Origin of the sequence: Aquirufa avitistagni (assembly GCF_042715545.1) — a bacterium.
GTDB classification, from domain to species: domain Bacteria; phylum Bacteroidota; class Bacteroidia; order Cytophagales; family Spirosomataceae; genus Aquirufa; species Aquirufa avitistagni.
Map to the genome: position 1 here is coordinate 370125 of NZ_JBBKXZ010000002.1, position 16706 is coordinate 386830.

General features: G+C 40.6%; 17 protein-coding genes and 1 tRNA gene. 15 read left to right on the forward strand and 3 right to left on the reverse strand.

From position 1 onward, the window contains the following. From U0R10_RS07375 to U0R10_RS07385, 3 genes are all read left to right on the forward strand, one after another. Nucleotides 1-1254, forward strand: a complete 1254-nt coding sequence (locus U0R10_RS07375) for a nucleotide sugar dehydrogenase (RefSeq protein ID WP_377983318.1) — start codon at nucleotides 1-3, stop codon at nucleotides 1252-1254. Between the two features lie 3 nt (nucleotides 1255-1257). Next, nucleotides 1258-1746: a UpxY family transcription antiterminator gene (locus U0R10_RS07380; RefSeq protein ID WP_377983319.1), complete on the forward strand. Its 489-nt coding sequence runs from the start codon at nucleotides 1258-1260 to the stop codon at nucleotides 1744-1746. A gap of 200 nt (nucleotides 1747-1946) precedes the next feature. Next, nucleotides 1947-3389, forward strand: a complete 1443-nt coding sequence (locus tag U0R10_RS07385; RefSeq protein ID WP_377983320.1) for a capsule assembly Wzi family protein — start codon at nucleotides 1947-1949, stop codon at nucleotides 3387-3389. A 1-nt stretch (nucleotide 3390) separates the two neighbouring features. Here U0R10_RS07385 and U0R10_RS07390 read toward each other — a convergent pair whose 3' ends face one another. Further along, the gene (locus tag U0R10_RS07390) at nucleotides 3391-4626 is read right to left on the reverse strand and encodes a nucleoside recognition domain-containing protein (protein WP_377983321.1); all 1236 of its coding nucleotides are present in this window, start codon (nucleotides 4624-4626) and stop codon (nucleotides 3391-3393) included. Between the two features lie 46 nt (nucleotides 4627-4672). Between U0R10_RS07390 and U0R10_RS07395 the strand changes: the two genes are divergently transcribed. The 5 genes from U0R10_RS07395 (at nucleotide 4673) to U0R10_RS07415 (ending at nucleotide 8975) form a co-directional block, all read left to right on the forward strand. After that, nucleotides 4673-5341, forward strand: coding sequence for a M15 family metallopeptidase (locus U0R10_RS07395; RefSeq protein WP_377983322.1), 669 nt, complete (start codon nucleotides 4673-4675; stop codon nucleotides 5339-5341). Between the two features lie 92 nt (nucleotides 5342-5433). Continuing rightward, complete coding sequence (locus tag U0R10_RS07400) at nucleotides 5434-6888, forward strand: TolC family protein (protein ID WP_377983323.1); 1455 nt, start codon at nucleotides 5434-5436, stop codon at nucleotides 6886-6888. Nucleotides 6889-6993: 105 nt separating this feature from the next. Further along, the gene (locus tag U0R10_RS07405; protein ID WP_377983324.1) at nucleotides 6994-8373 is read left to right on the forward strand and encodes an efflux RND transporter periplasmic adaptor subunit; all 1380 of its coding nucleotides are present in this window, start codon (nucleotides 6994-6996) and stop codon (nucleotides 8371-8373) included. Nucleotides 8374-8449: 76 nt separating this feature from the next. Continuing rightward, nucleotides 8450-8523: transfer RNA gene (locus tag U0R10_RS07410), tRNA-Asn, on the forward strand. Nucleotides 8524-8642: 119 nt separating this feature from the next. Further along, nucleotides 8643-8975 (forward strand): carboxymuconolactone decarboxylase family protein, encoded by a 333-nt coding sequence (locus U0R10_RS07415; RefSeq protein ID WP_377983325.1) that lies wholly within the window; start codon nucleotides 8643-8645, stop codon nucleotides 8973-8975. Nucleotides 8976-9066: 91 nt separating this feature from the next. Here U0R10_RS07415 and U0R10_RS07420 read toward each other — a convergent pair whose 3' ends face one another. Beyond that, on the reverse strand, nucleotides 9067-9429 hold the full coding sequence (locus tag U0R10_RS07420) for a MerR family transcriptional regulator (RefSeq protein WP_377983326.1): 363 nt from the start codon (nucleotides 9427-9429) through the stop codon (nucleotides 9067-9069). Nucleotides 9430-9537: 108 nt separating this feature from the next. Between U0R10_RS07420 and U0R10_RS07425 the strand changes: the two genes are divergently transcribed. The 4 genes from U0R10_RS07425 to U0R10_RS07440 all read left to right on the forward strand — a co-directional run bounded on the left by U0R10_RS07425 (nucleotide 9538) and on the right by U0R10_RS07440 (nucleotide 12484). Then, on the forward strand, nucleotides 9538-10353 hold the full coding sequence (locus U0R10_RS07425; RefSeq protein ID WP_377983327.1) for an SDR family oxidoreductase: 816 nt from the start codon (nucleotides 9538-9540) through the stop codon (nucleotides 10351-10353). 463 nt (nucleotides 10354-10816) lie between these two features. Beyond that, complete coding sequence (locus U0R10_RS07430; RefSeq protein WP_377983328.1) at nucleotides 10817-11323, forward strand: GNAT family N-acetyltransferase; 507 nt, start codon at nucleotides 10817-10819, stop codon at nucleotides 11321-11323. A 113-nt stretch (nucleotides 11324-11436) separates the two neighbouring features. Beyond that, on the forward strand, nucleotides 11437-11817 hold the full coding sequence (locus U0R10_RS07435) for a helix-turn-helix domain-containing protein (RefSeq protein ID WP_377983329.1): 381 nt from the start codon (nucleotides 11437-11439) through the stop codon (nucleotides 11815-11817). 34 nt (nucleotides 11818-11851) lie between these two features. Continuing rightward, nucleotides 11852-12484, forward strand: a complete 633-nt coding sequence (locus tag U0R10_RS07440; protein ID WP_377983330.1) for a hypothetical protein — start codon at nucleotides 11852-11854, stop codon at nucleotides 12482-12484. 123 nt (nucleotides 12485-12607) lie between these two features. On the opposite strand, the gene U0R10_RS07445 is transcribed toward U0R10_RS07440, so the two are convergent. Next, a complete protein-coding gene (locus tag U0R10_RS07445; RefSeq protein WP_377983331.1) occupies nucleotides 12608-13915 on the reverse strand; it encodes a hypothetical protein in 1308 nt (435 codons plus the stop codon). 221 nt (nucleotides 13916-14136) lie between these two features. Here U0R10_RS07445 and U0R10_RS07450 point away from each other — a divergent pair, with 221 nt between their 5' ends. The 3 genes from U0R10_RS07450 (at nucleotide 14137) to U0R10_RS07460 (ending at nucleotide 16700) form a co-directional block, all read left to right on the forward strand. Next, the gene (locus U0R10_RS07450) at nucleotides 14137-14604 is read left to right on the forward strand and encodes a GNAT family N-acetyltransferase (protein WP_377983332.1); all 468 of its coding nucleotides are present in this window, start codon (nucleotides 14137-14139) and stop codon (nucleotides 14602-14604) included. 170 nt (nucleotides 14605-14774) lie between these two features. Then, complete coding sequence (locus tag U0R10_RS07455) at nucleotides 14775-15644, forward strand: carboxypeptidase-like regulatory domain-containing protein (RefSeq protein ID WP_377983333.1); 870 nt, start codon at nucleotides 14775-14777, stop codon at nucleotides 15642-15644. Between the two features lie 324 nt (nucleotides 15645-15968). Beyond that, nucleotides 15969-16700: a hypothetical protein gene (locus tag U0R10_RS07460; protein ID WP_377983334.1), complete on the forward strand. Its 732-nt coding sequence runs from the start codon at nucleotides 15969-15971 to the stop codon at nucleotides 16698-16700. The last annotated feature ends 6 nt before the right edge of the window (nucleotides 16701-16706 follow it).

Below are 16706 nucleotides of genomic sequence, written 5' to 3' on the forward strand. Positions count from 1 at the left end.
ATGAATCCAACCCTTGCGATTATTGGTTTGGGCTACGTGGGGTTCCCGTTGGCAGTGGAGTTTGGAAAGCTATATCCAACGCTTGGATTTGATATTGACGCGTCCCGCATTGCCGAGTTAAACCGAGGGTATGATCGCACGCAGGAAGTAAGCGATGACCAATTAAAGGCTTCGACCCATTTGCGATTTTCATCGGAGCGCGGAGATTTAGCTTCGTGTAATACGTTTATTGTCACGGTTCCCACGCCGATTGACCATTTCAAAAAGCCCGATTTAAGCCCTTTGTTGAAAGCCTCTGAGATGATTGGAAAGGCGCTGAAAAAGGGTGATGTGGTGATTTATGAGTCGACTGTTTACCCGGGTTGTACGGAGGAAGACTGTGTTCCGGTGCTTGAAAAACACTCGGGATTGACATTTAATGTGGACTTTTTCTGCGGGTATTCACCTGAGCGAATTAATCCGGGCGACAAGGTAAATACCTTGACGAAAATCAAAAAAGTAACGTCAGGTTCTACGCCTGAAATTGCGGAGTGGGTGGATCAATTGTATCGATCGATTATTACGGCGGGCACGCACAAGGCGTCTTCGTTGAAGGTGGCCGAGGCCAGCAAGGCGATTGAAAATGCACAGCGCGATGTAAATATTTCCTTTGTGAATGAGTTGGCCCTCATCTTTGACCGCATGGGCATAGACACGACGGAGGTACTCGAGGCGGCAGGCACTAAATGGAATTTCTTGAATTTTAAGCCCGGTTTAGTGGGCGGCCATTGCATCGGTGTGGATCCGTATTATTTATTGCATAAATCAGAAAGTTTGGGCTATTATCCGCAGGTTATTTTATCTGGCCGACGGGTAAATGACAACATGGGTATTTTTGTTGCGAATAAATTGGTCAAGTTGTTGATTCAAAAAGGTAAGAAAATTGGCGGTGCGCGGACATTGATGTTGGGCATTACCTTCAAAGAAAATTGCCCCGACATACGCAACTCGCGTGTGGTGGATATTTACCATGAATTGCGCGATTTTGGCATGGATGTAGATGTCTATGATCCGTGGGCGAATGCGGCTGAGGTGAAGCATGAACATGGCATTGATTTGGTTTCGGAGCTTGGTTCTGCTTACGATGCGATTGTGTTAACGGTTGCCCATCAGGAGTTTTTGAATTTGCCATTTGCCACATTGAAGCAGGCGGATGGTATTATTTTCGATATCAAATCGGTTCTCGACAAATCTTTAGTAGACGCTAGATTATAACCTATGGCTTGGTTTGCGGTATATACGAAATCTCGTATGGAGAAGAAGGTGGCTTTGCGTTTGCAGGAGGCGGGTATTGAAGCCTATTGTCCTGTGAGCAAAAAGCGCAAGCAGTGGTCGGACCGTAAAAAATGGGTCGAAGAGCCCTTATTTCGTTCCTATGTTTTTGTGAATATTGATTTGGCCAAACAGAGTCCAATTGTCCGTCGGACGCTCGGGGTGGTTAATTTTTTATATTGGTTGGGCAAGCCAGCCGTCATTCAGGACGCAGAGATTTTGGCGATCCAACAGTTCTTATCGGAGCATTTAGAAGTCGAGGCGATCGGTAATTCCGTTCAAGTAGGTGATTTCATCACGATAGACACCGGCGCCCTGAAGGGCCAAACTGCCAAGGTTGTTGGCATTAAAAACAAGCACGAGGTAAGGTTGAAAATTGAGAGCTTGGGGTTTGAGCTGGTGGCGAAGATAGAAAATAAGTCCGAAGGGAATTAGTCCGAAGTCCGAAGGGAGGTAGTCTGAAGTCCGGAGGGGGGTGGTCTGAAGGGAAATTATAGCAGAAAACAATATAACTTACACTTTGCCTCCGGACTAATCCACTTCGGACTCTTTCCCTCCGGACTATAATCCCCTTCGGACTATTTTTTTCTTTCTTATCTCTTCTTTTCGTATTTTGCACCCCAAACCCAGATTATATGCGTTTTCGCGCGATCATTCTTTTTAGTTTAGTGGCTTTACGTCTTTTGGGGCAAGAAAATACAGCACCTACGATTCTAGTAGGTGGCGGTGTTACAAGTGGTTCATATACACCTTTTTGGTTACGCGCAAACCAGTATGGAGCTGTCCCTACAGAGGAAAGTTATGGGACGGCTGGGTTTGAAACGCGCGGGAAAGTGGTGTTAAGTAAGCGGGCCGACTGGAGTTATGGGGTTGCGGCGCGGGTTAATTTGGCCGAAACAAAAGCGGATCCGATGATTCAGGAAGCGTATGTGACGGGACGCTATGGCATATTTGAAATGCAGCTTGGACGTAAGCGCCAATTGCAAGGTTTAATGGACTCGACACTTAGCTCGGGGTCTTATATCTGGTCTGGGAATGCGCTACCGATGCCATCCATCAATTTAGTGGTCAAGAATTTCTGGGCACCTGCGTTTCTAAAGGATGTCGTAGGCTTCAAGGGTAACTTTTCCCACGGCTGGTTTGAGAACAGTCGGGCCGATGTGCGCAACTTTTATTTGCATCAAAAATCATTTTATGGCCGACTCGGCAAGCCGAATTGGAAAGTTAAATTCTATGGTGGATTTAACCATCAGGTACAGTGGGGCGGCGTTTTGAAATATGCGGATCCGTATAATATTTCTGCTAAAAATGGACGTATTGCGACAGGCACCAAGGAATATTTGTACATGATTACTGGCCAAAGCATTAACCGGGTCAAGGAAGGCGGAGATACCGCAACGTATGGTGTTAATGATGGTTGGAATCGCTTAGGCAACCATTTGGGTACGGTAGATGTGGGTATGGAAGTGGATTTGCCTATTGGTAAATTACTCATGTATCGTCAATCTATCTACGAAGATGGATCGCTGTATTATTTAAATAACATCACCGACGGATTGCACGGAATCTCGTATGCGCGTTCGTCCAAAAAAGGTATCGTAAGAGTTGTAGTAGAGTATTTAAATACGGCATCTCAAGGCGGAAATGTGTTTACTAACTCCAGTGTTTTGCGGGGTTTCGACAACTATCTGAATAACGGAGTATATAATTCAGGCTGGACCTATTTCGGTAAGGGTATGGGAACGCCGATGTTGACCTTGGATTCAGAGACAGATTTATCGCCCACGAAGAATGTGTCATATGATAATAACCGAGTAGAGGCTTATTATATTGGTATTGAAGGCTTATTTGGGCAGAATTCAGTGACTTTCCGCGGTTCAATGTCGAATGCGATTGGTTGGTTTGGTCGCGAATTCGTTCCCGTAAAGCGACAATATGCTGTTGGCCTCTTTTGGTCGCGCCCAATCCAAGTCATGGGCCAAGAAGCTTTCTTGAAAGCGAACTTAGGGTTTGATACCGGCTCATGGAAGAAAGACGTGGTAGGCGGCAACGTCACATTGGCCTTACCGCTGCCTTAGCTTACCCAAAAAACAAGTAGCTCACCAGTATCGCGGTGACAATTCCCACAAAATCTGCGGCTAATCCAGCCCAAAGCGTGTAGCGAATATTGCGTACCTGCACGGATCCAAAGTAAAGAGCGACTACGTACAAGACCGTTTCGGCAGAACCTTGGAATACGCAAGAGAGGCGGCCAACAAACGAATCCGATCCAAACGTCTTCATGGTATCAATCATCATGGCGCGCGATCCACTTCCACTAACAGGGTGCAATAGTGCCGTGGGCATGGCATCTACCCAGCGGTTATCCACGCCAGACATATCCACCACATACTTAATTCCATCTACAATAAACCCCAAAACGCCCGAATTGCGAAGGCAAGAAATGGCCACGAGCATACCTACCAGGTAAGGAATTATTTTGACGGAAGTTTCAAATCCACCTTTGGCACCTTCGACAAACGTCCCGAAAATATCAATTTTCTTGCGCATCGCTGCGGCGATAAAGGAGAAGATGAGCAGGAATAAAATGCCGTTTGAAATGACTTTGGATTGTATTTCAATGGCCTCTTTCGGTAGAGAACTGAAGTACCATAAGATACCGCCGAGGAAGGCGGTTAGGCCTACGAGCCAACTTAAAAGTACGGGTTCCAATAAATTGATTTTCTGCTTGATTGAGACAAAAATGAGTCCCGTAATCGTGGTGGCATAGGTTGCCATCAGGCAAGGAATAAAGATATCAGATGCATCTTGGGCACCATAAATAGCGCGCTGTGCCATGATGCTTAAGGGAATTAAAACGGGTCCCGCTGAATGCAGCACCAAGAACATGATTTGTGCGTTGGAGGCCGTTTCTTTGACCGGATTAATTTCCTGTAAACTTTGCATAGCTTTTAGCCCAAAAGGCGTGGCCGCGTTATCTAAACCTAGCAAATTGGCTGAAAAATTCATAATCATTTGACCGTGGACGGGATGATCTTTGGGGATTTCAGGAAAGAGGCGGGTAAAGAAAGGACCAATGCGGCGCGCTAGAAATTGGATAGCACCTGCGCGTTCTCCTACTTGTAAAATACCCATGAAAAAGGTCATCACGCCGGCGAGTGGAAGTGCAATTTTCATGACGGCGATTTCGGCAGAATCAAACATGCCATCTACCAGAATTTTGAAGATATCAGCATTGCCAAAAAAGACGAATTGAATAAGCGCAACAACAAAAGCTACACCGAAGAATAGAAACCAAATCCAATTTAATGCCATAGGGTCGAGGAAATTTGGCTAAATTTAGGGAAAATCTTTGGTTCTTATGCGTCTATTCTGGGTTCTATGCTTGTTGTCAGTTCGGGTATTTGGTCAAATTCCTTGCTCATTTGAGCAGGAAATGCAAAAGCAGGGATTACTGGAAGTTCGGGCACACATTCCGGAGGTGTTGGTAGAATTAAAATATGCGACGACCGACAATTTTATGGGTAAGGACGTATACGGATGTCTAAAACATGCCTTTTTGCAGCCAGAGGTGGTTGAAAAGCTGAAGCGCGCACAAGCGCACTTAGCCAAAGCCCATCCGGGTTTTCGTTTATTGATTTACGATGCGGCGCGCCCGTTGTCTAAGCAGTGGGAACTGTGGAATACCTTGACGAAGTATCCTCCGAGTGAACGCCAAAAATATGTGGCGGATCCGCGCGAACATTCCATTCACAACTATGGTTCAGCCATTGATTTAACCGTGGCTGATGCGTCAGGGAAACCACTTGACATGGGGACGCCCTATGATTTTTTTGGCGAGCTAGCCTATCCTTCGCGTGAAAAGGAGCTTTTGGCTTCTGGCAAATTAAGCCAAAAGGCCTATCAAAATCGGCTTATCTTACGAGATGCCATGGTTTCTGCGGGCTTTATGCGCATTGAATTTGAGTGGTGGCATTTCAATGCTTTTTCACGAAGCGAAGCAAAGCGCCGCTATCAGGTGGTGCGCTAATTATTCGGTTTATCCGTAGCTCTTGCCGTTTATCCAAAAATCAGGTTCTGCCAAAAAGCTTTTGGCTAAATTTGCAAACTTAATTGAAATAGATGCATACTAGAAAATACATCATGCTTGCTTCGGTGTTGCTTGGGTCCTTTGCTGGATTCGCGCAAACGGCCATTCAAGGAAATGCGCAGGTAGTTCATTTGTCATTAGCACAAGCCGTCGAGATTGCGCTCTTACATAATTTAAATGTCAAATCGTACGAGGTTAATTTAAAGAATGCGGAGCTGACGTATCAGCAATCGCGTTTTAATCAATTGCCTTCTTTGAACGGAAATATGAATCAAGCGGCCAGTTTTGGACGTTCGCTCAACCCGTTTACTAACGGATTTGATTCGCGAAACATCAATTACAACAACGTGGGTTTGAATTCAAATGTGACCCTATTTAATGGCGGAGCACTCAAGAATACCATTGCTCAAAATGAGTTTGCGCTCAAGGCTACTCAAGAGGATTTGGCTTCGATTCGCGAAAACATTTCGTTGCAAGTGGTGCTAGCTTATTTGGCTATTTTGAATGCGGAAGACCAATTAGCAATCGCCAATACCCAATCTCAAATCACGAAATTACAAATTGAGCGTACGCAGAAATTGGTGAATGCAGGTTCTTTGTCGATCACGAGTTTGCTGGATTTGAAGGCGCAGTTGGCCAACGAAGAATCGAATATCGTTTCGTTTCAAAGCACCTTAGACATCAATAAATTAACCTTGTTGCAGCTCTTGAATGATTCAAACATTCAGGCTTTTGATTTGGCGCGTATTCAGGTGCCGGTTCCTTCTTCGAAGGGCTATGAGGTTACAGTGAATGACATATATACCAAAGCGTTGTCGTTACAACCTTTGGTTCGTGCGGCTGATTTTCGGGTTCAGAGTGCATTGCGCAGTGTTTCGGTGGCGAAGGCGTTTCGTTTACCTACCTTATCATTGAATGGAAGCTGGTCGGCTAACCAATCAAACGCATTGCGTACGGTTGAGTTATTGGGCACCCAGACCGTTAATTTAGGTTCTGTGGCCATAGGCGGACAGTCTTATCCGGTATCTACGGTGCAGCCGAAATATGGATCGGGCGCAACGGTTGGCTATTTTGATCAATTGAATAATACCCAAAACAAAGTTGTTTCGTTGAATTTGAACATTCCTATTTTCACGAAGTATGCGAACCGGACGCGGGTGTTGCAGGCGGGTTTGCAGCAGCGCAATGCGGAGATTGAAGCAGAGCGCGCGCGCTTAACTTTGCGTCAAAACATTGAGCAGGCGTATGTCAATATGTTGAATGCGGCGAAGCGCTATGAGGCGGGTGCGGTGCAAGTGTCGGCTTTGGAAGAAAGCTTTCGCGCGTCGGAGAGTCGCTTTTCGGCGGGAACGATAGATTTTGTCAACTATAATTTACAGAAGACGAATTTGGATAAGGCGCGGTTAAGTTTGGTGCAGGTCAAATATGACTATGTATTCCGGACGAAGATTTTAGATTTTTATCAAGGGAAGAGCCTAACTTTTTAGTTAAGAGGTAAGAACGAAGAGCTAAGAGATTATTTAAAAGAGAATATTAAACAACTTGACTGACGACTAGCGACTGTTGACTAGCGACTGATAACAATTAAGCTTATGAAAGGTAAAAAAACATGGTATATCATCGGAGCTGCGGTGGTTTTAATCTTCGGTGGTTTAGCGCTTGCGAAGAAGATGGAGTGGATTGGTAAGGTAGAGCCTACGGAAGTAGAGTATACGAAGGTGGCGCGAGGAACAATTGTGGAGAAGGTGTCTGCTTCGGGAAAAATTCAGCCGGAGGTTGAGGTGAAGGTGTCGCCGGATGTTTCGGGTGAGATTGTTTCATTAAATGTTGCCGAGGGAGATTCAGTGGTTGCCGGCCAGGAGTTATTGAAGATTCGCCCAGATAATTATGTATCATTATTAGCGCGTGCAGAGGCTCAGGTCAATGCGCAGAAGGCGGGTTCGGAGCAAAGCAAGGCGGTATTGGCGCAGAGTGAGGCACGTTTAAGCAAGGCGAAGATTGACTTTGATCGGAATGATCGTTTGCATAAGGATAAGGTGATTTCGGATTCAGATTTTGATCAGTTCCAGTCGGCCTATATCGTTGCCAAACAAGATCTAGAAGCAGCGAAAGCCAATGTAAAGGCGGCAAATTTTAATGTTAAATCAGCGGAGGCGGCATTTAAAGAGGCGAAGACGAATTTGACAAAAACAACGATTTATGCGCCACAGAGTGGTATTATTTCGAAGTTGAATGTGGAGCTTGGGGAGCGTGTGGTGGGAACATCACAGATGGCAGGAACGGAGATGTTGCGTATTGCGAACTTGAATAACATGGAGGTTCGGGTGAATGTGAATGAGAATGACATTACGCGGGTGAGTTTGGGAGATACGGTAATGATTGATGTGGATGCATTTTCATCGTCGGATCGCAAGTTCATGGGTGTTGTGTATGAGGTAGCAAGTTCGGCGAATTCATCGGGAACGGCTGCTGCGGTTTCGAATGATGCCGTGACGGAATTTGAGGTAAAGATTCGTGTGTTGCGTAGTTCGTATGCGGATTTGATTCAGGGTAAATTGTCGTATCCGTTAAAGCCGGGAATGACTGCTTCGGTTGAAATTTTAACGAATCGTAAGTCGAATATTTTGACGGTACCATTGGCTTCTGTGACTACTCGAGAGTTGGGTGCAGAGAAGAAGTCGGAGGGCGATAAGCCATCAGAAGATGGTGCAGCAGTAAAAACGCAGGATGATGCCAATGCAGAAAGAAAACGCAAGGAAAACATCCGAGAGGTGGTATTTGTGGAGGAGAAAGGTAAAGTGAAGCAGGTGGAGGTGAAGACGGGCATTTCTGATTTTGAGCATATTGAAATTGTGTCGGGATTGAAGGATGGCCAACAAATCATTGCGGGTCCTTATGCGACAGTAGCTAAGAAGCTGAATGCCGGAGACTTAGTGAAGAAGAAGGAGGAAAAGAAGAAGTCTGACAAATAAAATCAAAAAAAACGGGGGGCTATCTTGCATATATTGATTTAGCCCCCTATTTTTGCAGTCCCAATAGGAACAATATTCCTTCTTAGCTCAGTTGGTTAGAGCACATGACTGTTAATCATGGGGTCCCTGGTTCGAGCCCAGGAGAGGGAGCACAAATCAAAAAGAGGTCATTTCGACCTCTTTTTTTGTTTAAAAACCACCATAACTTTCTGTCAAGAGAAATTTTTTGTGGTTGCAACTTTATTAAATTTGTTAAAATTATATATAAAATGACTGAGGAAAAGAATGTTTCGGCTGCAGAAAAAATGTTAGGTGATTTTGCCCCAAGATTATTGGGTTACACAGATAATGTATTGTTTGGAGATGTATGGGAAGGCAAAGAGCTTTCGAGGCGTGAGAGGAGTTTAATTACCGTTGCGGCCTTGGTTGCAGGAGAACACTCCAACCAACTAAAATTTCACTTAAACTATGCTAAGGAACACGGCTTGACGGAAGCAGAGCTTGTGGAAGTTATTACGCATCTAGCATTTTACGTAGGTTGGCCAAAAGCAATGACTGCCATTATGATTGCGAAAGAAGCATTCGAAAAAGAAAAATCATAGTAGCAGTCTTATAATTGATATTATTGGCTGCAACATTCCACTTAATAAGGGAGCAAGCCGATCAGACATGATCGGCTTTTTGTTTTCTATCTTAGCATCTATCACTTAATACGTCATCTTTGAACTCAAGTAGCTGTTTCTTCATCTCCTTTATCTCTTTCATTTTTTGTTCTAAAGAGACTAATTTTTCTGCTAGAATTTCAAGCTTTTGCTCTTTGGTATAAGCATTATTATACCATGCATTAATGATTTGGCCGATTTCTTTAATGGTAAAGCCTACCGACTTTGCATCACTAATGAATTCTAATTTTTCAACGCTTACTTCATCATAGTGGAAGTAATTATTTGATAAAATAGAATCGTCCTGCTTCCCCTCAATTAACCCCGATTTCTCATAAAATCGAATGGTGTGTGCAGAAAGCCCCGTTCTTTTTGATAGTTCATTTATTAGCATGTGACAAATATAGTGGAATGAAAATAAATGTCAACCATAGACCATACTCTAATGTTGTGGGTTTAAAATTATGGCTATATGTTTGTGATTCAAACAAATAATTAGACAATGAGACAAACAATTTTTATTACAGGCGCAAGCAGTGGGATAGGAAAAGAAACAGCCAAATTCTTTCAATCAAATGGATGGAATGTTGTTGCAACCATGAGAAATCCTGAAAAGGAAAGGGAATTAAATGGTTTGGAAAATGTTTTTGTGACGAAACTTGATGTATTGGATTTGGAATCAATCAACCAAGCAATAAGCAATGGGATTGAAAAGTTTGGAGGAATTGACGTATTGCTCAACAATGCTGGATATGGTGCTTACGGCCCATTAGAATCATTTCCAAGAGAAAAGATTTTACGTCAATTCAATACCAATGTTATTGGACTTTTGGATGTCACAAGGGCAATTCTACCTCATTTTAGAGAAAATAAAAAAGGAATAATAATGAATGTTTCCTCAATGGGAGGTAAAATGACTTTCCCATTGGGCTCATTATATCACGGAACAAAATTCGCAGTGGAGGGTATTTCAGAATCATTAAGATATGAGGTGGAACAATTTGGCGGAAAAGTTAAAATAATTGAGCCCGGCGCAATAGCCACAGATTTTGCAGGTCGTTCTTTTGATTTTAATAATGATGAAAAGTTGAGTGCCTATCAAAATATTGTAAGTAAAATTATGACAGCCTTTCCGCAAATGATTAAGAATGCCTCATCAACAAATGTAGTTACTAAAGTCATTTATGAGGCAGCAACAGATGGAACAAATAGATTAAGATATATGGCAGGAAAAGACGCCAAACTGTACAATCTATTGAATAAGTTATTGGGATATGGCTTCATATTCAACATGAATAAAAAGTTTTTCAAATTATAAAACGATAGCGAACTTCTTATAAAATTGTATAAAGTCTATCTGTTTAAGTTCCAAATGGTTAAATAAACAAAGATTGAATTTGTGCTGCATCTTTCGTCTGTAAGGGGAGCACAAATCAAAAAGAGGTCATTTCGACCTCTTTTTTTGTTTAAAAACCACCATAACTTTCAATAAAGAGATATTTTTTGTGGTTGCAACTTTTCCATTTTTAACACTTCATTTTTCGTAAATGTTACAACCCTAAATCAGTGGGTTGAGGAGAAATGTGGTCTATCGAATCATCTGGAAGATTTAATGTTGGTTTTTGTGGTTCGAGGTCAGTAGAGGGTTTTGTAAAAATTCTCTTTGTCTGACAGGGAGCTAGAGGAGCTTCGTTTTTATAAGTAAACGTTTCGTAATTAGTCAAAAATAGCCAGCCTTTTTCTCTTCTGTTTTTATATTTAATAAATTAATTTTGACATAAATGGAGATACAAAATAGTACAATAGACGACTTGGAATTCATATTTGATTTATACAGGTCTGCTACAGCATATCAAAAAGAAAGATTCATTAGTCATTGGCCGGAGTTTGATAGAGATATGGTTACAAATGAAATTGCCGAAAAAAGACAATGGAAATTAATAATTGAAGGAGAAATAGTTTGTATTTGGGCGACTACTTTTTCTGACCCATTAATTTGGGTCGATAAAGATGCAGACCCATCTGTCTATATCCATAGAATATCAACAAATCCTAATTGTCGCGGTAAGGCTTATGTAAAGCAAATTGTAGAATGGGCTAAATTATATTCAGTTAAAAACAACAAAAAGTTTATCCGCTTGGATACAGTAGGCGAGAATCAGAAATTGATAGAACATTACACTAGTTTTGGGTTCAATTTCTTAGGCCTTTCACAATTAACGAATACAGCGGATTTACCAAAGCACTACCATAACGCAACGGTAAGTTTGTTTGAGTTAAGTGTCTAATTCCCCTTATTTTTCACATGCGATATGTAATTTTGCTTTGGACACACTAAAATGTCGTTCAAATGACGCCTTTGTGTCAATAAATTATTCATTTACGCGTATCATATTTGCACATGGAATTTGGTGAAAGATTAAAAGAGCTTAGAACGGGTTTAAATATCTCCCAAAAAGAGCTTTCAGAAAAAACAGGCTTAACCCTTAGAACGATTCAACGAATTGAGAACAATGAGGTAAAGCCAAGTCTTTATTCCGTAAAAGCAATAAGTGATGCTTTGGAATTAGCATCTTCTGATCTCTTGAATACATCCGATACCAAACCCTATGAATTTAATGTAAACCTTAAAATCACAGATATGAATCAGTTCTTAAACGACTTAAAAGCATTAGTAAAAACACACTGGAAGACAATTTTCATTATCATTTTAGTCATTTATCTATTCACCAGTTATACGGATATTAAATCAGGTATAATGGACGCTTGGAGTGGAAAATAATTTTTTATTGCTTTTATAAATTATAACTAACATTATGAAGAATTCAATTTTACTTCTCCTTCTATTTACTAAATCAATAGGGACATTATTTGCCCAAGATGTGGAGCCTTTAAAAAATAAATTTGGCGTTATATTGTCTACAAATATTTTTGGTTTCAATGAGGGCTTTAATAAAGTTGATGTGGGAGGCGGTTTTTATTTTAGCAGAAAAATATCCAAAAGGTTCTCAATATATACCGAGATTGATGGCTCAAGACGCAATTATGGCGATTTGGCATTAATGCCTGGCCAAAGCGGAGAATTTACAACGGGCAATCTTGCCTTCTATGTTGGTCCAATGTTTGACATTGGAAAGAAGTCGAATTTGAGTTTTGGAGTAGCGGAAAACTATATATTTAGCCCTGAGTTAAAGACTGCAACGGGTACTAAAGAGGTAAGAAGTGAAACAACAAATTATTCTTCTCTGTTCTTTGATTTTAGACATCATTTTGGAAATAAATTTAGTTTAGGCACTAGGTATGAATGGGGGATAAATTCAATCTTCAAAAATTCTGACAGAAAAGTATCTACTATCTCATTCAATATGTTTCTTCCTTTGAGGGGAAAAAGAAATCAAAATAATACTGATGTTAAATCAGGTATTATAGACGCTTGGAGTGGGAAGTAGCTTCCTGCAATTTGACACGAAGTTTAACCCTTTAAATTCCTGATAGTCGCAAGTTCAAATAATGAAAACGGCTGCAATATTCCAACTAGTAAGTGAGTCACACTGGACAAGCCAGTAGCTCTTTTACTTTTCAAATTCAATGTAATGCTCCGACGCATATTCGTCATCCCCCGGTTTAATTCTTTTGACAAAAAAACGTGCACGCTTCCCAAGTTTAACGGATGTGTTTTTTTCTTTGATATCATTTGGGGTATTTAATGGTTGTAATGAAGGGTACCATAAAATATATCCAGGTTTCTGAAAGACCAATTCAGGCTTTGACCAATCTTGGCTATTGGATCCTATACCTAAATCTTTATGTTTATTAAATGAAATATAGATTTTATCCCCTTGCCATGATTTCCCCTCCACTTTCCCCATCATCATTACCCAGCAATTCAAATACGTATTCCAACTAACCGATGGTCCCCAATGAAATCCACCTGTTGGCGAAGAAGCGCCACCGCCACCTTCATTGATTGGAATTTGTAACGACCGAACAGGAACCCCATAGCTATCGTAAGCTATAGAGAATGATTTGCCATCCCATCTTTTCGCTTTTCCGACGGGATTATCTAGATCTTTCAAAGCGATACGCGCGATACTTATGCATTGACCACTCCACTCTTTTTGACCAGTATACGTTTTTTCATCATACACACCAGGATAACCATACTCTCCATAAAATAAATACAAATAGTCACCACTCGCTACAGCAGACGGGTCTCCCACACCACCCGCAAAAGTATTTGACGTATTAATGGGCTTTCTAATCATCCTTGGGTCATAATCCTCTATAAAAATGCCTCTGTTATCCCAGCTTTTACCTCCATCGATGGATTTCATCACACCAATTCTACAAACAGCTGCAGGACTTTCTGGACCAGTCAAACCTTGTGGCCAAAGGACATCTCTATATCCCTCTTTGGTAACTGAATCGTATGGTAAGGTGCTGGGATAATTTTCGTTATGGTAAATGCCATATAATGATTTACCACTTTTATCTTTAGAATCTTGGTAAACAGTTTCAAACCAAACCGCTCCATGCAAGCCTTTCTGTCCTATAGGTGCATTGCTAGGCATACTTGGGTTAAAGAACTTGCTAGCAGGGTTTTTAAAAACAGCCTCTGCATTTTCTCCATCTGAATACTTTAAATCTTTTGCATAACCCCATAAAGGGTCTTCGCCATATTTGCCAGGGAAGATTCTAAATGTATCGCCAATCCACACCTCTGCCATATTACAATCCACGAACGAATTGAATGTAATTTTTGGAGCAGGGATTAATTTAAACTTTGGGGTTGAGTCTACATGTTGAGTTGTATCCAATTTAGTTGAAGATAGTAATCCTATAATAATGGAGAACCAAGAAAATAAAATTAGCAGTGGCATTCTATTTCAATTTATGGTTAGTCAATAAGTTGTTATAAATTTAAAAAAATAATAGTATTCTCAAATACGAGTTTAAGCTGCATCTTCCGTTGGCAAGGAGAGTAAGCCAATCAGAAATGATCGGCTTTTGATGTTTTGTTATGGTATGATTTTTAAGCAAAATCGATCTAATGAATTGTAAAAATATATAAACCCGAAAAAGTAATTCTTATTTTTGACTCATGGATAATGTTGAAATAGTTAACTACGAACCAGCTTATAAGGAAGTATTTAGGGACTTAAATGTTGAATGGATTTCTGCTTATTTTAAAATGGAAGCGTCTGATTATAAGGCCCTAGACAATGCGGATAGTTATATTTTGCAAAATGGAGGCTATATTTTAGTAGCTTTATTAAATAAGGAGCCCGTTGGAGTTTGTGCATTAATTAAAATGGACGATCCTAGCTATGATTTTGAACTGGCAAAAATGGCAGTCGCACCCAAAGCACAAGGTAAAAAGATTGGTTGGTTAATCGGGGAAGCCATAAAAGACAAAGCAAGATCAGTGGGTGCAAAAACGCTTTATTTAGAGAGTAATACCATGTTAATACCTGCCATAAGCCTGTATCGCAAGTTGGGATTTATAGAAGTATTTGGACGCCATACACCGTATGAGCGCTGCAATATTCAAATGGCGCTTGACTTATAACATAGACCTTAGCTAACATACCAACTATATTTGCACTAAATCAACTTCCGTCTTCCGTTATTTAGTTTTTGGCCTCATGTTAAATCATACTATTTTTGGTATTTCTTCTCTTTACTATACTAATTACAAAGCCTGTTTCGTTCATTAGCAATTAAGATTATTTGGATGTCATGCACAAATATTTGATTTTTCTTTTGCTCCTTTTAGGAGTATTAAACACAGTAAAAGCTCAAGGAACAAAAGTGATAGGCAGGATAATTGATGCTGAAACAAAGCAAGCAATTCCCTATGTCAATATTGGTGTTTTTCAAAAAAACATCGGAACAGTTTCGGATGAAAATGGAAAATTTGAACTCAAGTTTTCAGGGAATAGTATCGCCACCGATTCAATCGTTTTTTCGCATTTAGGATATCAAATACTTAAGTTCGCCCCAACCCAATTGGCTAACTCATTAGGAGATATTCTTTTATATCCTGCGTCTACATTATTACAAGAAGTAAGCATTAAGCCCAAGAAAACAGTAAAGAAGTTTTTGGGAAGAAATGGTAAGGGATTGGGTCTCATGCACTATAATTTTTATACTTTTTATGAAAAAGAGGTGGATGATCGATTAGGTAAAGAGGCCGGAGTTTTGCTTCCTGTGAAAAAGGACTGCTTTCTGAATGAACTTCAGATGCACATAAGTTCAAATGAATTTTCTAGCCTAAAATTTAGATTGAACTTGTATCAAGTAGTCGATGGGGTTCCCACAGAATTAATCATGCCAAAGGATGTAATTTTTGAAATAAAAGAAGGCTATGTGGGATTGTTTAAATTAGACCTACGTTCTTATAATCTTTATTTGACAAAAGATATGGGACTTGTTGCTGCCACGATTCAATGGGTTGAAAGCAAGAAAGCAAAACCAACTAGCAAATATTTTAGTCTAAATGCTTCTCTATCCGCGAATTCATCCTTTGTATACCGTGCTAAATCTATGGCCAATTGGGAATCAAGCAAGCAAGATATAAGCCTTGGTTTCTTGTCGGAATGTGATTAGTCCAACTTTCCTTTGGGGCGTCGTATACTTACAAAGGAATAAATAGGCTTTTTAATATCGAAAACGGTTGCAATACTCCCCGCCTATTCAGGTGAGCAAGATTTGTAAAGAGGTCGTGTCGACCTCGTTTTTCGAAAAGCTATCATCCTAGTCCGAAAGCAGTTAAATCACCTAAATAATAGGTAAAATTCCAATGATTGGCAGTTTGTTTAATTGATAAATGTCATCTCATTTGTTCCCATTTCCTTTTTGGGAACACATTTAAATGGTTTCATATTTGCCTGTCGAGCGGTATAAACTATCTTGTTTCTCGAGTTTTCGGACATGGAGAAACCAGTTAAAAAATTGCAGTTTGATTTATCAGGCTATTACTTTTTCGGATTAGTCTTGTTGGTTTGCCTAGGTTTTTGGCCATCGTATTTTGCCAAGTTCTTCTATGGTACTGCCAACTTCTCCTTCTATTTTCATTTCCATGCCACCGTTCTTATTCTTTGGATGAGTTTGTTAATTATCCAACCGATTTTAATTCGGAACAAGCAAGTAGCGATTCATCGCTTGCTTGGAAAAATAAGCTACCTGCTGATTCCCCTGATCTTTATTTCGATCATTTTGTTAACCCATTCGCGCATACCTCATCAAGGGCCGCTGACCGATGATCATTTGGTCGGGACATTCAATTCATATAAGGATTTGATCATATTGGCGACCGCTTTTTTCATTGCGATTCGATACAAAAAGGATTATCAATTACATGCGCGTGGAATGATTGTGACAGGTTTGGCATGTATTGAACCGGCCTTTATTCGCTTTGCGTTCCGCGTGATTAGCGACCCATTTGTGGCTTATTTGACTACTATTTTTACCCTGTATGCGGTTTTTTTATGGATCATTTATCGTGAACGTAAACAAGCCAAAGCGCGCTGGGTGTTTCCGTTGATAGTAGGCCTTTATGTGATCGCGCATGGGTTGGTCCTATTTGATATGCTCTATTTACCCTTTTGGCGTGATTTCGTCATGTGGTTTGCCCATCTACCATTAACAACAATTTTAATTTAACGAACA

What these genes read in the sequence shown, in the direction of transcription:
- U0R10_RS07375 (WP_377983318.1), top strand. Translation starts at nt 1, where the DNA reads ATGAATCCAACCCTTGCGATTATTGGTTTGGGCTACGTGGGGTTCCCG.
- U0R10_RS07380 (WP_377983319.1), top strand. Translation starts at nt 1,258, where the DNA reads ATGGCTTGGTTTGCGGTATATACGAAATCTCGTATGGAGAAGAAGGTG.
- U0R10_RS07385 (WP_377983320.1), top strand. Translation starts at nt 1,947, where the DNA reads ATGCGTTTTCGCGCGATCATTCTTTTTAGTTTAGTGGCTTTACGTCTT.
- U0R10_RS07390 (WP_377983321.1), bottom strand. Translation starts at nt 4,626, where the DNA reads ATGGCATTAAATTGGATTTGGTTTCTATTCTTCGGTGTAGCTTTTGTT.
- U0R10_RS07395 (WP_377983322.1), top strand. Translation starts at nt 4,673, where the DNA reads ATGCGTCTATTCTGGGTTCTATGCTTGTTGTCAGTTCGGGTATTTGGT.
- U0R10_RS07400 (WP_377983323.1), top strand. Translation starts at nt 5,434, where the DNA reads ATGCATACTAGAAAATACATCATGCTTGCTTCGGTGTTGCTTGGGTCC.
- U0R10_RS07405 (WP_377983324.1), top strand. Translation starts at nt 6,994, where the DNA reads ATGAAAGGTAAAAAAACATGGTATATCATCGGAGCTGCGGTGGTTTTA.
- U0R10_RS07415 (WP_377983325.1), top strand. Translation starts at nt 8,643, where the DNA reads ATGACTGAGGAAAAGAATGTTTCGGCTGCAGAAAAAATGTTAGGTGAT.
- U0R10_RS07420 (WP_377983326.1), bottom strand. Translation starts at nt 9,429, where the DNA reads ATGCTAATAAATGAACTATCAAAAAGAACGGGGCTTTCTGCACACACC.
- U0R10_RS07425 (WP_377983327.1), top strand. Translation starts at nt 9,538, where the DNA reads ATGAGACAAACAATTTTTATTACAGGCGCAAGCAGTGGGATAGGAAAA.
- U0R10_RS07430 (WP_377983328.1), top strand. Translation starts at nt 10,817, where the DNA reads ATGGAGATACAAAATAGTACAATAGACGACTTGGAATTCATATTTGAT.
- U0R10_RS07435 (WP_377983329.1), top strand. Translation starts at nt 11,437, where the DNA reads ATGGAATTTGGTGAAAGATTAAAAGAGCTTAGAACGGGTTTAAATATC.
- U0R10_RS07440 (WP_377983330.1), top strand. Translation starts at nt 11,852, where the DNA reads ATGAAGAATTCAATTTTACTTCTCCTTCTATTTACTAAATCAATAGGG.
- U0R10_RS07445 (WP_377983331.1), bottom strand. Translation starts at nt 13,915, where the DNA reads ATGCCACTGCTAATTTTATTTTCTTGGTTCTCCATTATTATAGGATTA.
- U0R10_RS07450 (WP_377983332.1), top strand. Translation starts at nt 14,137, where the DNA reads ATGGATAATGTTGAAATAGTTAACTACGAACCAGCTTATAAGGAAGTA.
- U0R10_RS07455 (WP_377983333.1), top strand. Translation starts at nt 14,775, where the DNA reads ATGCACAAATATTTGATTTTTCTTTTGCTCCTTTTAGGAGTATTAAAC.
- U0R10_RS07460 (WP_377983334.1), top strand. Translation starts at nt 15,969, where the DNA reads ATGGAGAAACCAGTTAAAAAATTGCAGTTTGATTTATCAGGCTATTAC.